General features: G+C 62.4%; 13 protein-coding genes. 3 read left to right on the top strand and 10 right to left on the bottom strand.

Annotated features, from left to right (window positions below; translation table 11 throughout):
* Positions 1-25 precede the first annotated feature (25 nt).
* The 4 genes from HMPREF2630_RS00775 to sdhC are packed head-to-tail and all read right to left on the bottom strand — an operon-like array spanning position 26 to position 3,580.
* Positions 26-814 (bottom strand): succinate dehydrogenase iron-sulfur subunit, encoded by a 789-nt coding sequence (locus tag HMPREF2630_RS00775; protein WP_070482893.1) that lies wholly within the window; start codon positions 812-814, stop codon positions 26-28.
* Between the two features lies 1 nt (position 815).
* The gene (gene sdhA, locus HMPREF2630_RS00770; RefSeq protein ID WP_049333051.1) at positions 816-2,579 is read right to left on the bottom strand and encodes a succinate dehydrogenase flavoprotein subunit; all 1,764 of its coding nucleotides are present in this window, start codon (positions 2,577-2,579) and stop codon (positions 816-818) included.
* 53 nt (positions 2,580-2,632) lie between these two features.
* On the bottom strand, positions 2,633-3,118 hold the full coding sequence (locus HMPREF2630_RS00765) for a succinate dehydrogenase hydrophobic membrane anchor subunit (RefSeq protein ID WP_049333054.1): 486 nt from the start codon (positions 3,116-3,118) through the stop codon (positions 2,633-2,635).
* Positions 3,119-3,121: 3 nt separating this feature from the next.
* On the bottom strand, positions 3,122-3,580 hold the full coding sequence (gene sdhC / locus HMPREF2630_RS00760; RefSeq protein ID WP_083298867.1) for a succinate dehydrogenase, cytochrome b556 subunit: 459 nt from the start codon (positions 3,578-3,580) through the stop codon (positions 3,122-3,124).
* A 346-nt stretch (positions 3,581-3,926) separates the two neighbouring features.
* Between sdhC and HMPREF2630_RS00755 the strand changes: the two genes are divergently transcribed.
* Both HMPREF2630_RS00755 and HMPREF2630_RS00750 read left to right on the top strand, forming a co-directional pair.
* A complete protein-coding gene (locus HMPREF2630_RS00755) occupies positions 3,927-5,036 on the top strand; it encodes a mannose-1-phosphate guanylyltransferase (RefSeq protein WP_080974952.1) in 1,110 nt (369 codons plus the stop codon).
* A 288-nt stretch (positions 5,037-5,324) separates the two neighbouring features.
* A complete protein-coding gene (locus HMPREF2630_RS00750; protein ID WP_246822723.1) occupies positions 5,325-6,719 on the top strand; it encodes a hypothetical protein in 1,395 nt (464 codons plus the stop codon).
* A 94-nt stretch (positions 6,720-6,813) separates the two neighbouring features.
* Here HMPREF2630_RS00750 and HMPREF2630_RS00745 read toward each other — a convergent pair whose 3' ends face one another.
* The 3 genes from HMPREF2630_RS00745 to HMPREF2630_RS00735 all read right to left on the bottom strand — a co-directional run bounded on the left by HMPREF2630_RS00745 (position 6,814) and on the right by HMPREF2630_RS00735 (position 9,481).
* Positions 6,814-7,392 carry a 2'-5' RNA ligase family protein gene (locus HMPREF2630_RS00745; protein WP_070482888.1) on the bottom strand — a complete coding sequence of 193 codons (579 nt, stop codon included), beginning with the start codon at positions 7,390-7,392 and terminating at the stop codon, positions 6,814-6,816.
* 55 nt (positions 7,393-7,447) lie between these two features.
* Positions 7,448-8,512 (bottom strand): tryptophan--tRNA ligase, encoded by a 1,065-nt coding sequence (trpS, locus tag HMPREF2630_RS00740; protein WP_049333061.1) that lies wholly within the window; start codon positions 8,510-8,512, stop codon positions 7,448-7,450.
* Positions 8,513-8,605: 93 nt separating this feature from the next.
* Positions 8,606-9,481 carry an exodeoxyribonuclease III gene (locus HMPREF2630_RS00735; protein WP_070482885.1) on the bottom strand — a complete coding sequence of 292 codons (876 nt, stop codon included), beginning with the start codon at positions 9,479-9,481 and terminating at the stop codon, positions 8,606-8,608.
* A gap of 79 nt (positions 9,482-9,560) precedes the next feature.
* Between HMPREF2630_RS00735 and HMPREF2630_RS00730 the strand changes: the two genes are divergently transcribed.
* A complete protein-coding gene (locus HMPREF2630_RS00730; RefSeq protein ID WP_070482881.1) occupies positions 9,561-10,406 on the top strand; it encodes a GntR family transcriptional regulator in 846 nt (281 codons plus the stop codon).
* A gap of 144 nt (positions 10,407-10,550) precedes the next feature.
* Here HMPREF2630_RS00730 and HMPREF2630_RS00725 read toward each other — a convergent pair whose 3' ends face one another.
* From HMPREF2630_RS00725 to HMPREF2630_RS00715, 3 genes are all read right to left on the bottom strand, one after another.
* On the bottom strand, positions 10,551-11,429 hold the full coding sequence (locus HMPREF2630_RS00725; RefSeq protein WP_070482878.1) for a bifunctional methylenetetrahydrofolate dehydrogenase/methenyltetrahydrofolate cyclohydrolase: 879 nt from the start codon (positions 11,427-11,429) through the stop codon (positions 10,551-10,553).
* 178 nt (positions 11,430-11,607) lie between these two features.
* Positions 11,608-12,882, bottom strand: coding sequence for a serine hydroxymethyltransferase (gene glyA, locus HMPREF2630_RS00720; protein ID WP_049333068.1), 1,275 nt, complete (start codon positions 12,880-12,882; stop codon positions 11,608-11,610).
* Between the two features lie 255 nt (positions 12,883-13,137).
* Entirely contained in the window at positions 13,138-13,719 is a 582-nt protein-coding gene (locus tag HMPREF2630_RS00715; RefSeq protein WP_070482875.1) for a TetR/AcrR family transcriptional regulator, read from the bottom strand.
* Positions 13,720-13,855 lie beyond the last annotated feature (136 nt).

The following is a 13,855-nucleotide window of genomic DNA, read 5'->3' as shown; positions in this document are numbered from 1 at the left end:
CTTCAAGAATCCGAGAAGGAACGTTCTAGAGCGAACGGCTCAGGATGGCCTGCTTCACCTCGGCAATAGCCTTGGTGATCTGGATGCCACGGGGGCAAGCCTCGGTGCAGTTGAAGGTGGTGCGGCAGCGCCACACGCCTTCCTTGTCGTTCAGGATCTCCAGACGCAGGTCGCCTGCATCATCGCGCGAGTCGAAGATGAAGCGGTGAGCGTTCACGATAGCGGAGGGGCCGAAGTACTGACCGTCGGTCCAGAAGACCGGGCAGGACGAGGTACATGCTGCACACAGGATGCACTTGGTGGTGTCATCGAAACGTGCACGGTCCTCAATGGTCTGCAGGCGCTCACGCTCAGGCTCGTTCGAGTCGTTAATGAAGAACGGCATGATTTCGCGGTATGCCTGGAAGAAGGGCTCCATGTCAACGATGAGGTCCTTCTCGCAGGGCAGACCCTTCAGGGGCTCCACGGTAATGGGCTTGGACAGGTCAAGGTCCTTGAGCAGGGTCTTGCAGGCCAGGCGGTTACGACCGTTGATGCGCATTGCGTCCGAGCCGCAGATGCCGTGTGCACAAGAACGGCGGAAGGAGACGGAACCGTCCAGCTCCCACTTAATCTTGTGCAGGGCGTCGAGCACGCGGTCGGTGCGGTACATGGTCAGCGGGAACTCGTCCCAGTACGCCTCGGAGGAAACCTCCGGGTTGTAGCGGCGCACCTTGATAATCACGTCGTACGTGGGGATGGAGTCGGAATCGCCGCCGGTCATGCCCTCAAATAGCTTGACGGATTCCGGTTCGGGAAGTTCGTTTTCAGCCATTTTAGTACTTACGCTCCTTCGGCTCGTAACGGGTGTAGACGACGGGCTTGGTGTCGAAACGCAGGCCCTTCACACCCTCAAACTCGGATTCGGGGTCGAGGTAGACCATAGAGTGCTTCATGAAGTTCACGTCATCGCGCTTGGGGTAGTCCTCGCGGTAGTGACCGCCGCGGGACTCCTTGCGGTGCAGCGCACCGACGGACATGACCTTGGCCAGCTGGAGCAGGAAGCCCAGCTCGACGGCCTCGAGCAGGTCGAGGTTGAAGCGCTTGCCCTTGTCCTGAATCGAGATGTTCTTGTAACGCTCTTCGAGCTTCTCGATGGTGGCCAGTGCGGCGCGGATGGTCTCCTCGGTGCGGAACACCTGCATGTCGGCCTCCATGGCCTTCTGCAGGTCTGCGCGGATAGCGCCGACCTTCTCGGTGCCCTTGCCTTCGAGGATGCCGTTGAGCATGTTGAGAACGCGATCTGCTGCGTCGTCCGGAACGGGAACGAAGTCGGCGGATGCGGCGTACTCGGCGGCCTTGCGGCCGGCACGCTTACCGAAGACGTTGATGTCGAGCAGGGAGTTGGTGCCCAGGCGGTTTGCACCGTGCACGGACACGCAGGCAACCTCACCGGCTGCGTAGAGGCCGGGGACGGTCTCTTCGCTGTTGCGGTACACCTCGGTCTCGTTGTTGGTGGGAATACCACCCATTGCGTAGTGCGCGGTGGGGAACACCGGGATGGGCTGGTGGTGCGGTTCCACGGCCAGGTAGGTACGAGCGAACTCGGTGATATCCGGCAGCTTCTCGTCGATGTGCGAGGGCTCCAGGTGGGTCAGGTCCAGCAGCACGTAGTCCTTGTGGGGGCCACAGCCGCGGCCCTCGCGCACCTCGTTTGCCATGGCTCGTGCCACGATATCGCGGGGTGCGAGGTCCTTAATGGTCGGTGCGTAGCGCTCCATGAAGCGCTCACCGTCAGCGTTACGGAGAATACCGCCCTCACCGCGAGCACCCTCGGTCACGAGGATGCCCAGGCCTGCCAGGCCGGTCGGGTGGAACTGAACGAACTCCATGTCCTCCAGGGGCAGGCCGGCGCGCAGTGCGATGGCCATGCCGTCACCGGTGAGGGTGTGGGCGTTGGAAGTGGTCTTGAAGATCTTGCCGCAACCGCCGGATGCGAAGATTACGGACTTGGCCTGGAAGACGTGCACCTCGCCGGTTGCCAGGTCATAGGAGACAACGCCGGCGGGACGGGGCTTACCCTCTTCGTCCTTGACCAGAATCAGGTCGAGCACGTAGAACTCGTTGTAGAACTCAACGTTGTGACGCACGCAGTTCTGGTACAGGGTCTGCAGAATCATGTGGCCGGTACGGTCAGCTGCGTAGCATGCGCGGCGCACGGCAGCCTTACCGTGGTCGCGGGTGTGGCCACCGAAGCGGCGCTGGTCGATGCGGCCCTCGGGGGTTCGGTTGAAGGGAAGACCCATCTTCTCCAGGTCGAGCACGGCGTCGATGGCTTCCTTAGCCATAATTTCTGCCGCGTCCTGATCGACCAGGTAATCGCCACCCTTGACGGTGTCAAAGGTGTGCCACTCCCAGTTGTCCTCCTCGACGTTGGCCAGAGCGGCACACATACCGCCCTGCGCCGCACCGGTGTGGGAACGGGTCGGGTAAAGCTTGGTCAAAACCGCGGTGCGGACTCGCTGGCCTGCCTCAATAGCGGCACGCATACCGGCACCGCCGGCGCCGACGATCACTACATCGTACTTATGTACCTGCATGATGTTCTTTCTGTGTTTTCGATGTTTGAATTTGTCTGCCGGTTACGTCGTCGTTAGTGTGCCGCGCAGAAGCTGGGGAGCAGGTTGGCCGCTGCGCCCGAGGGGCAGGGGTCAAACGCGAAGATGGTGAGGGTACCAACCAGCAGGACAAATGCGGAGGCAGCGAAGAGGATAACCTTCAGCCACACGCGCAGGCGGTCCTTCTCGGCGTAATCGTCGATGATGACGCGGATGCCGTTGGTGCCGTGCAGCATGGCCAGCCACAGCAGCAACAGGTCCCAGACCTGCCAGAAGGGGTTGGCCCACTTGCCACCCACGAAGCCGAAGTCGATGGCGTGGATGCCGTCGCCGACCATCAGGTTCGAGAAGAGGTGGCCAAAGATAAGAATCACAAGCACGACGCCGGACAGGCGCATGCCCAGCCAGGCGAACATCTCAAAGTTGTTGCGCTTGGAAGAGGAGCGGTTGTACTTCACACCGTCGATGCGGTTATCACGCAGGCGGGGTACGTAGGTGCGGGGCTTAAGCGGAGTAGCCATGGTTTAGTGACCTCCCATGTGCGAGAAAACGATCGGCAGGTGACGGGCGGCGAAGCCGGCAACGGTGAGTGCCCAGAGAATCAGCACAACCCACAGAATCTTGATGTGAACGTAGGTTGCCTTCTGGCTGATTTCGACGTTGCCGTCCTTGTTCTTCGCTTGGATGTGCTCCACGTGTGCGTTGGTTGCCTTACCCCAGAAGTCGATGAGGATAATGCGGATACCGTTGAAGGCGTGGTAGACGATGGCTGCTACCAGGGCGGTCTCACCCAGGCCCATGATGGGGTTCTTGTACAGGCCCAGCACACCGTTGTAGGCCTCCGGAGAGATGCGCACGACGGCGGTATCGAGGATGTGGACAAGAAGGAAGAAGAAAATCGCGATACCGGTAATGCGGTGAGCAACCCAGGACCACATGCCCCAACGGCCGCGGTAGAGGGTTCCCTTAGAACCATTCAACACTGAATAACCTCCTGCTGAGACGGCGGGCTCGGGGCGCAAAGGGGCACCGGGCGCCTCCCTGCGAGCCGGTCACGACTATGTACTCGCCGACTGCTTTGTTCGTCTGTTACTTCCAAGATATCAGGTAAATTCACAGCTTATTGACACACTGTTTATAGATTTTTCCCAGCCTATAAACGTGGATTAGGTTATATTTTTTTTGCGATATTACGATTTACCCCGAGTTGATGCGGAAGTAACCTTAACCTAACAATGCACCCCTCCCCCAATGAGAGCCGCCTGACATTTTCTGCCAAATCCTAAAAGAATTCGATATATGACAAATTCACCCGTTATTCTTGAAGCGATGAATACTGCACTCACTCGATTCCGCCCGCTGATTCCCGCCGGCGGTGTTGGCTCGCGTTTGTGGCCCCTGTCCCGCGCGCACGCCCCGAAGTTCCTGCTCGACCTCACCTCGTCGGGCAATTCCCTATTGCGTGACACCTACGACCGTCTCATCGACCTCAGCAACGGTTCCGTCATGGTCGTCACCGGCACCTCGCACGCCAATGCGGTCACCCAGCAGATTCCTGAGCTGCGCGCCGCTGACCTGGTGCTGGAGCCCTCCCCCAAGGACTCGGCTGCAGCTATCGGCCTGGCATGCGCCATCATCCACCGCCGCGAGCCGGACGCCATCATCGGCTCCTTCGCAGCCGACCACGTCATCAGCCCCGTGGACGAGTTCCACCGCGTGGTGACCGAGGCTGTCATCACCGCGGCAACCGGCAAGATTGTCACCATCGGCATTACCCCCACCGAACCCTCCAGCGCCTTCGGCTACATTCACGCCGGCGCTTCCCTGGGCATCGAGGATGCTCCCAACGCGCACGCCGTGGACACCTTCGTTGAGAAGCCGGACACCGCCACCGCACAGAAGTACCTGGACTCCGGTGAATACACCTGGAACGCCGGCATGTTCGTGGCACCGGCCGCCCTGATGCTCAAGCACCTCGAGGCCAACGAGCCCGAGCTGTACGCGGGCATCATGGAGATCGCTAACGCTTGGGACACCCCCGAGCGCGAGGCCGTCATGGAGCGGGTGTGGGAAACCCTCCCCAAGACCGCAATCGACTACGCGGTGGCAGAGCCCGCCGCCGCCGCCGGCGACGTCGCCATGGTTCCCGGCTCCTTCAGCTGGGATGATGTTGGAGACTTCGACGCCGTGGCACGCCTCAACTCCGAGAAGAGCGGCGAGCAGCTGACCATCCTTGGCGAGAAGGATAACGTCATTAACCACGGTTGCTCCGGCATTGTTGTAGCCAATACCGATCGCAAGATTTCGATTATTGGCCTGAACGACATCGTCGTGGTTGACACCCCCGATGCCCTGCTGGTCGCACCGCGTTCCAAGGCACAGGCTGTCAAGGATGCCGTGGGTGAGATCAAGGCACGAGGCCTGAACAACCTCCTCTAAAATTTTGGCCCTGAGTAGGCGCATGAACCCTACTCGAGCAAAAGATACCTCTAAGAAAACCGGTTCCCTTCTGGTCAGAAGGGAACCGGTTTTCTTTTACCCTAATGGGTCATTTTGCGGGTGGATTCAAGGCTTTTGCCTAGTGGAGCGTGGAAGGATGCTCCCTGCGGCTGGGCAGGGGTCTGAATGTCTTATGCACCCCGTGCAGGTTGCACTTCCAGAGTCTGATACGAGCCAAGGATCAACCATTATAGAGAATCATTCTCATGTTAGTCTTGGTGCATGCACATGACCCGTAAGTTTTTCCTCACCCGCGCCGGCACGCTCGGCGCCGTGGCTGCCCTCGCCCTGACCGCATGTGGCTCCCAGGCCACCCAGAACGCACAGACCAACCCCAGCGCCTCCACTTCCGCGAGCGCAACTCCCGCCCCCATCACCGAAGGCAAGGGCGCGGCAAGCCGCGTCGCCATCACCTACGACGGCGGCGTGCTCGTCTACGACGCCAAGGACATGAAACTGCTGGCCGATATTCCCAAGGAAGGATTCCTGCGCCTCTCCGATGCCGGCGATAACCGCCATCTCGTCGTGGCCGACGGCAACAGCTACACCTTCCTGGACACCGGCGTGTGGTCCGTAGCGCACGGCGATCACTCGCACTACTACACCACCGCGCCTTCCCTGAGCTCCCTGAGCCTCGCCGCCGACCATACCGGCCACGTCATCAAGGACAACGGCAGGGTTGCGGCCTTCGCTGACGGCACCGGCTCCTTCGCCGTGTACGACCCGGCGAAGCTGACCCAGGACAAGCGCACCGCCTCCTCCCTGGAGACCACCACCGTCACCCTGCCGAAGCCGCACCACGGCTTCGCCATCCCCCTGCCCGATAACCAGTACCTGGTGGCGGTCGGCGACTCGAAGACCCGCACCGGCGCCGCCGTTGTGGATGCGCAGGGCAAGACCGTAACCGAGAGCCCCGTATGCCCCGGCGTGCACGGTGAAGCTATCGCCAAGGACGGCGCGTTCACCATCGGTTGCACCGACGGCGCGCTGGTCTACAAGGACGGCAAGTTCACCAAGGTCACCAACCCCGAGGACCCGTACTCGCGTTCCGGTAACCAGGCTGGCAAGGCTGACTCCCAGTACGTTCTGGCGGACTACAAGACCGACAAGGACGCTAAGCTGGAGCGCCCCGAGAAGTTCTCCATCATCGACACCGTCGCGGCAACCCGCACCGTCTACTCCCTGCCTTCTGGCGTGAGCTACACCTTCCGATCGCTGGCTCGCGGCCCCCAGGGTGAGGCCCTGCTGCTGACCACCGACGGCAAGCTGCGCGTCTTCGACCCGGCAACCGGTGCCGAGCTGGGCTCCGTACAGCTCATGGAGGCATGGACCGAGTCCGAGACCTGGCAGGACGAGCGTCCGGCCCTGTGGGTGGATGGCAAGACCGCCTACGTGACCGACCCGGCCACCAAGAAGCTCATCGCGGTGCCCCTGTCGAACCCGGCGGCTCCGAAGGAGCTCATGAGCGTGGGACTGCCCAAGACCCCCAACGAGATCCTGGGTGTTTCTTCTGCGAACGCCGCGCCGGTTGAGGCTGAGTCACACGGCACTGAAGCTCACGGCTCGGCTTCCTCCTCGGCTTCCGCTGAGGCACACGAGTCTGGCGAGTCCCACTCCCACTAGGGATCTCACGCTGAGATAAACCATGTGAAAGCATAAAGAGAGATGCGACCGACAGTCTATCGGTCGCATCTCTCTTAGCGTTTTAGGCTGGCTACTACCGCAGCGGCAGAACCCCGATTTCCTCCCAGTTCTGCCCGTCGTAGGAGTAGCAGTGCAGGCGGTCCACCGTGAAGGTGCGCCGCTCCGCGGGCAGGGAGTCAAACGCCTCGCGGGCGCTGGCCACCTGTTCCTCGCTCAAACCGTGGCCCAGGGTCACGTGCGGCACGTACGGGAAGGGGGCCGCACCCGTACCGAGCATCCGAACAAGATCCCGGTGAATCCGCTCGAATTCGGCCTTGCCCACCTCCAGGTTCAGGTACTCCACCTCGGTCACCGGGCGGAAGGAGTGCACCGACCCCCAGCGAGCCTCGAAACGCGAGGCGCCCAGGTCTTCGGAAAACTGCGGGGAACGCACGGCATCCAGCAGGGAGTCATCCAGCTCCGCCACGTACACGGTCACGTGGGTGCTCATTGACGCGGCCGGGACCCCCGCTGTCTCCCGCTTCCACTCCTCCAGGCGCTGAGCATTCTCACCGCTCACGTGAGCAATAATGCTCAGGTAGCGGCGACCGGGCTTGAGGGTGGGTGATACGGAGGCCCCAGAGGGACTCGATTGCTCGCGGGGTTCTGTCATGGGTGTCGTGCGCTTTGCGTTCGTTGAAGATGAGGAATTGATAAGCGCCCGGCAGCTAGATGCTCACCGAGGGCAGGAAGCCGACCTTCTTGTAGACGTTTTCGATCGTGGCGGTGGCGATCTCGCGGGCGGCGGAGGCGCCCACGGCCAGCAGGCGGTCCAGCTCGGCGGGGTCGTCCATTAGCTCGAGGGTGCGCTCGCGCACCGGAGCCAGGCGGTCCACCACGATATCGGCCAGGTCGACCTTCAGGTGGCCGTACATCTTGCCCTCGTAGCGTGCCACAATCTCGTCGATGCTCTCGCCGGTCATGGCGGAGTAGATGGAGAGCAGGTTGGACACGCCGGGCTTGGCCTCGCGGTCGTAGGCGATGACGGAGCCGTCGTCGGTCACGGCGGACTTAATCTTCTTCTGGGTAACCTTGGGGGTGTCCAGCAGCTTGATGAGGCCTTTATCGGATGCCGCCGACTTGGACATCTTCGAGGTAGGTTCCTGCAGGTCGTAAATCTTCGCGGTTTCCTTCAGGATGACCGGTTCGGGCACCACGAAGGTTTCGCCGAAGCGGGAGTTGAAGCGCTGGGCCAGGTTGCGGGTCAGTTCGAGGTGCTGGCGCTGGTCCTCGCCCACGGGCACGCCGTCCGCCTGGTAGAGCAGAATGTCGGCGGCCATGAGAATCGGGTAGGTGAACAGACCAACCGAGGCCTTATCGGCGCCCTGCTTCTGCGACTTATCCTTGAACTGAGTCATGCGGGAGGCCTCGCCGAAGCCGGTGAAGCAGTTCAGAACCCAGGCCAGCTGGGCGTGCTCGGGCACGTGCGACTGCACGAACAGGGGCGCACGGGACGGGTCAATGCCGGAGGCGATGTACTGCGCCGCGGTCAGGCGAGTGCGTTCGCGCAGCTCCTCGGGATCCTGCGGAACGGTGATGGCGTGCATATCCGGAATAAAGAACAGACATTCGTTATTCGGGTCGTTCTGCAGGGCCACCCAGTTGTTCACGGCGCCAATGTAGTTACCCAGGTGCATCGAATCGGCCGAGGGCTGGGCACCAGAGAAGATACGCGTCTTCTGCTGGGAGGCGTTCGGGATGAGGGACTTATCCTGCTTCTTTTCGTCTGCCATAGTTATTTCCTGTGCAGTTACTTCCTGTGCGGTGCTGCGAACGGTGCAGCGTGTATCTCAAAACTTATGTTCGGGGCGCGGTGGCGCTAGGCTCTAGCCATCGATGCGGTAGTCCACCACCAGCGGCGCGTGGTCGCTAAAGCGCTCCTCGTAGGTGGCGGCGCGATCAACCTGCGCCTGCACGGCGCGCTCGGCCCAGGCGGGGGTCGCCATCTGGTAGTCGATGCGCCAGCCGGCGTCGTTATCGAAGGCCTTACCGCGGTAGGACCACCAGGTGTAGGGGCCGGGCACCTGACCGGCCAGATCGCGCGCCACGTCGCGGTAACCGATATCGCCAAAGAAGCGGTCGAAATAGGCGCGTTCCTCGGGCAGGAAACCCGCACGCTTCTGGTTGGCCTTCCAATTCTTGATATCCAGTTCGGTGTGGCCCACGTTCAGGTCACCCACGATGAGCACGTGATCGGAGTGCCCGGCCAGCTCGGGCATACGCACCAGCATACGCTCCAGGAAGCGGTACTTGTCCTCCTGCTTCTGGGTGCCGACCTCGCCGGAGTGCACGTACGCGCTCACCACGGTCAGGGTCTGCCCGTTCGGCAGAACGTAGTCGGCCTCAACCCAGCGTCCCGAGTCATCAAAGTACTCCTCGCCGATGGTGGAGCGGGTGGCCACGGGCTGATCCTTCAGCACCTCACCAGCCGAGTTCGGGGTGCGGCGGGTAGCCACCAGCACGCCCGCGCGGCCCTTAGCGGCGGCCTCGGCGTGCAGAATATTCCACTGCGACTCATCGAGGAGCTCACGCACGATGGCGTCGGGCGCGCGAACCTCCTGCAGGCAGAGGATGTCGATGTCTCGCTCAGCCAGCCAGTCGGCCATGTTCTTGCGGTAGGCGGCGCGGATGCCGTTGACGTTGACGCTCGCCACGCGGAGCAGACCGGGCTCACGCGGACCGGGAGGAATCGAAGAATGCATAGTCTTAATTATGCCAGCATGCGCGGAAGTAAAAATTCACCGTGATTCATTTTTCTTTCACAGATGGTTAAAATGTTGGGTGATGAATTCACACTCCTCACATACCCCCGAACCCACCGCCCACTCGCTCTCCACCGATGCTCAGGCCGCAGATCAGGCCTCCCCGAGTACTTCCCCCAACGGTAGCCAGACCTATGAGCTGCCGCCGATTCCGGGACCCAAGTACGAGCAGGTGATTCACTACCTCGAGCAGCGCTACATCATTCCGGGTAAGCCCGGCGATAAGCTCCCGACCGAGCGCACGATTCAGCAGAACTTCGGCGTGAGCCGCCAGACGGTACGCAGCGCCCTGAAGGTCCTCATCGAGCGCGGCCTGCTCTACAACGTGCAGGGGTCCGGCACCTACGTGGCCGAACGCAGCGAAGCCACGTACATCCCGCGCGTGGACACCTTCGCCGACGATATGCGCCGCCGCGGGTTCGAAGGCTCGACCCGCATGATCGCGACCCGCTGGGTGGACGCCACCGAGGAGATTTCGACCCGACTATCCGTTCCCGTGGGCGAGTCGGTCCTCTTCGTACGCCGTCTGCGCCTGGCCAACCACGAGGTCATCGGCTTCGAGCGTTCCTACTTTGTCAAGGAAGCCGCCAGCAGCATCCTGGACGCCATGATGGCGGAGATGTCCGGTGCGATGAGCTCGCTAGACCAGCTTGCCGACACTCCCAACGCCATTAAGCACGCCCGCGTACGCACCAGCGCGGCGCTCTTCACCGACGCCGACGCCGAGGCGTTCAACCAGCAGGTGCCCGTGGGCGAGGCCGCCTTCAAGGTGTGCGTCACCGGCTACACCAAGGAGGGAACGCCGGTCGAATACGCTGAGACCCTGTACCTCTCGGACCACTACTTTTACGAGCTGCTTCTCTAGCGCCTCTCCCCTGACGCAGGAGGCCGCACGAGACGCGCGAAAGGGCGGTGCCCCGGTAGATTGCTCTACCGGGGCACCGCCCTTTCGCTACCGGTCTTTCGTTACAGGTCTTTCGTTACGGGTCTATGCGAACGTCGCGGGGACCTACGCCGCCTGACGCTCCGCAGTCTCAACCACGTTCACCAGCAGCTCCGCGCGGGTCATCGGGCCCACACCGCCGGGGTTCGGGGAAACCCAGGACGCCTTCTGCGCGGCCTCCGGAGAGACGTCGCCGAAGAGCTTCTTCTTGCCGGTCTCCGGGTCCTCAGCGCGGGAAACACCAACGTCCAGCAGGATTGCGCCCTCCTTGACCTGGTGAGCCTTCAGCACGTGCGGCACACCCACAGCGGCGACGATGACGTCCGCCTCGCGCAGCACCTCGTCCAGGTTCTCGGTACCGGTGTGCGCCAGGGTTGCGGTCGCATTCACCTCGCGGCGGGTCAGCAGCAGACCCAGCGGGCGGCCCACGGTAATGCCGCGGCCGAGCACCACAACGTTCTTACCGTTCCAGTCGATGCCGTGGCGCTTCACCAGCTCAATGACACCGTTGGGAGTGCAGGGCAGCGGGGAATCCAGCGGCTCAGAAACGTTCAGCACGAGCTTGCCGAGGTTGGTCGGGTGCAGGCCGTCAGCGTCCTTCTCGGGGGCGATGCGCTCGAGCACGCGGTTGGTGTCCAGGTGCTTGGGCAGGGGCAGTTGCACAATGTAGCTGGTGCAGGCCGGATCGTTGTTCAGCTTGTCAATCTCAGCGTCGAGCTCCTCCTGGGTGATATCGCCGGGCAGGTCCACGCGGATGGAGTTAATACCAATCTCCGCGCAGTCGCGGTGCTTAGCGCCCACGTAGGAGCGGGATGCCGGGTCGTCACCGACCAGGACGGTGCCCAGGCCGGGGGTGATGCCCTTAGCCTTCAGCGCCTCGACGCGCTCCTTCAGCTCCGCCTTGATGGCGGCAGCGGTTGCGTTACCGTCTAGAATCTGGGGCATTGTTTTCCTTCCATAGATTACGGCGGGTTCGCCGAAACGGATGGTCTATGTGTTGGGTTCTTGGGGTCCCGCCGCGCCTCACCGATAGAGCGGGTCCGGGACGGCGGGCGGAGGGCGAAATAACCCCGTCCGCGCATCGGCCACACGGGCGGATGAGCGAACGGGGTCATTCACGGTTCTACCAGTTCTCGCTGCCCTGGTAGAGGGGGTACTTGGCGCAGAGCGCATCCACGCGAGCGCGCAGGGCCGCGATGTCCGGGTTCGGCAGCAGCACGGAGGCGATGATGTCAGCCACCTCGGTGAAGCCCTCGGCGTCGAAGCCGCGGGTTGCCAGCGCGGAGGTGCCGATGCGCAGACCGGAGGTCACCATCGGCGGGCGCGGGTCGTTCGGAACGGCGTTACGGTTGACGGTGATGCCGGCGTCGTGCAGCAGGTCTTCTGCTTCCTTGCCGTTGAGCGCGTGGTGGCGCAGGTCGACGAGCACCAGGTGAACGTCGGTGCCGCCGGAGGCAATCGAAACGCCGGCGTCCTTCACGTCCTGCTCCAGCAGGCGCTTCGCCAGGATCTGCGCGCCCTCAATGGTGCGCTTCTGACGCTCCTTGAAGCCCTCGGATGCGGCAATCTTGAACGCGGTAGCCTTCGCGGCAATCACGTGCATGAGCGGGCCGCCCTGCTGGCCGGGGAACACGGCAGAGTCAATCTTCTTCTTCAGCTCCTCAGTGCAGAGGATGAAGCCCGAGCGGGGGCCGCCCAGGGTCTTGTGTACGGTGGAGGACACCACGTGTGCGTGCGGGACGGGGTTCGGGTGTAGACCCGCAGCCACCAGGCCCGCGAAGTGTGCCATGTCCACCCACAGGTACGCGCCGATTTCGTCGGCAATCGCGCGGAATGCGGCGAAGTCCAGCTGGCGGGGGTACGCGGACCAGCCGGCGATAATCAGCTTGGGGCGCTCGGCCAGGGCCAGCTCGCGCACCTGCTCCATGTCAACGTAGCCGTTCTCGTCCACGCTGTAGGCGACAACGTTGTACAGCTTGCCGGAGACGTTCAGCTTCATACCGTGGGTCAGGTGGCCACCGTGCGCCAGGGACAGACCCATGATGGTGTCGCCGGGGTTCAGCAGCGCGTGCATGACGGCGTTGTTCGCCTGCGCGCCGGAGTGGGGCTGCACGTTCGCGTGCTCCGCGCCGAAGAGCTCCTTCACGCGGGCAATGGCGAGGTCCTCAACGATATCGACGTACTCGCAGCCGCCGTAGTAGCGGCGGCCGGGGTATCCCTCAGCGTACTTGTTGGTCAGCACCGAGCCCTGGCTCTGCATCACAGCGCGGGGGACAAAGTTCTCGGATGCAATCATCTCGAGGGTGTTCTGCTGGCGCTTGCGCTCCAGCTCAATGGCTTCTGCTACCTCGGGGTCGAGGTCGGCGAGGGGCATCTCGAGGATCTTCTGCTCGGTCATTACGCTCCTGGGAGTGTTTTTACGGTATCTTCGGTGGCTCGTCATCGGGGTTGCGGCAGTGTCTGCGGCTGAAAACCCTGAATGAAAAAATATGAGCTACACCTCATAATACCGTAAAGCCCGTTCTCCTTCGAGAAGGAAAACGGGCTTTGGGATGCATCATGATGAAGTTTTACGGCGCCGGTATGGTACCGGTGCGGGACGCTTGACACGCCCCGGCGGGCCTATCGGCAAGGCGGCGCAGGTCGGTGAGTCCTAAGCCTGGCGCAGGATGGCGGAGGCGTACTCCAGGTAGGCCTCGCGGGCGCTATCCTTCTTACCGCCGGCCACCAGCTGGGTCTGCACCACGTAACCGGTCAGCACAGAGAGCACGGCCGCGCCGATGACGGTCAGCCATTCCTCGAGCTCCTCATCGGTGAAGTCCAGTTCAGCGGCGCCCCAGGCGCGGTAGCGCTCCAGGGCCTGATCGCGCAGATAGGTTAGCTGCTCGGAAACCAGGGCACCCAGCTGCGGCATGGAGACCGCCTCACCCCAGGTCACCAGCAGGTGACGGCGCACCTTGGGGGTGTCCAGCACCTTCAGGCACCCGAACACGTAGTCCCAGGGCTGCTCGGCGCGGATGCGATCGAAGGGAGCCAGGTCCATGCGCGCGGCGGCGAGGATAATCTCATCCTTGGAGGAGAAGTGATTGTAGATGGCTCCAGCAGACAGGCCGGTGGCGGCGATAATCTCGCTCATTGAGGCCTTCTGGTAGCCGTGCTTGATGAAACACTCGCGGGCGGTCTCTACAATCTGAGAACGCCTGTTCTTTTTGTATTCTTCGCTGACTTTAGGCACAACCTAATCCTAGCGAATTTTTTGGCGCTCCGCGCGCCTTCCGGGCGCACCTTCCGAGCTGTGGAGCCCCAAAACGCAAAAAATAGAATAAAAATTCCATAAAAAGGCGGGGTGCCCCGAAAATCCGGGGCACCCC

The sequence above is a fragment of the Rothia sp. HMSC072B03 genome, from assembly GCF_001809565.1.
GTDB lineage: Bacteria > Actinomycetota > Actinomycetes > Actinomycetales > Micrococcaceae > Rothia > Rothia mucilaginosa_A.
Note: the sequence above shows the minus strand (reverse complement) of the source record. Positions and strands in the feature narration are given on the sequence as shown.

Coding starts and splice junctions, on each gene's coding strand:
- HMPREF2630_RS00750 (WP_246822723.1), top strand. CDS start 5,325: ATGACCCGTAAGTTTTTCCTCACCCGCGCCGGCACGCTCGGCGCCGTG.
- HMPREF2630_RS00755 (WP_080974952.1), top strand. CDS start 3,927: ATGAATACTGCACTCACTCGATTCCGCCCGCTGATTCCCGCCGGCGGT.
- HMPREF2630_RS00775 (WP_070482893.1), bottom strand. CDS start 814: ATGGCTGAAAACGAACTTCCCGAACCGGAATCCGTCAAGCTATTTGAG.
- HMPREF2630_RS00765 (WP_049333054.1), bottom strand. CDS start 3,118: ATGGCTACTCCGCTTAAGCCCCGCACCTACGTACCCCGCCTGCGTGAT.
- HMPREF2630_RS00725 (WP_070482878.1), bottom strand. CDS start 11,429: ATGCCCCAGATTCTAGACGGTAACGCAACCGCTGCCGCCATCAAGGCG.
- trpS (WP_049333061.1), bottom strand. CDS start 8,512: ATGGCAGACGAAAAGAAGCAGGATAAGTCCCTCATCCCGAACGCCTCC.
- HMPREF2630_RS00745 (WP_070482888.1), bottom strand. CDS start 7,392: ATGACAGAACCCCGCGAGCAATCGAGTCCCTCTGGGGCCTCCGTATCA.
- glyA (WP_049333068.1), bottom strand. CDS start 12,882: ATGACCGAGCAGAAGATCCTCGAGATGCCCCTCGCCGACCTCGACCCC.
- sdhA (WP_049333051.1), bottom strand. CDS start 2,579: ATGCAGGTACATAAGTACGATGTAGTGATCGTCGGCGCCGGCGGTGCC.
- HMPREF2630_RS00735 (WP_070482885.1), bottom strand. CDS start 9,481: ATGCATTCTTCGATTCCTCCCGGTCCGCGTGAGCCCGGTCTGCTCCGC.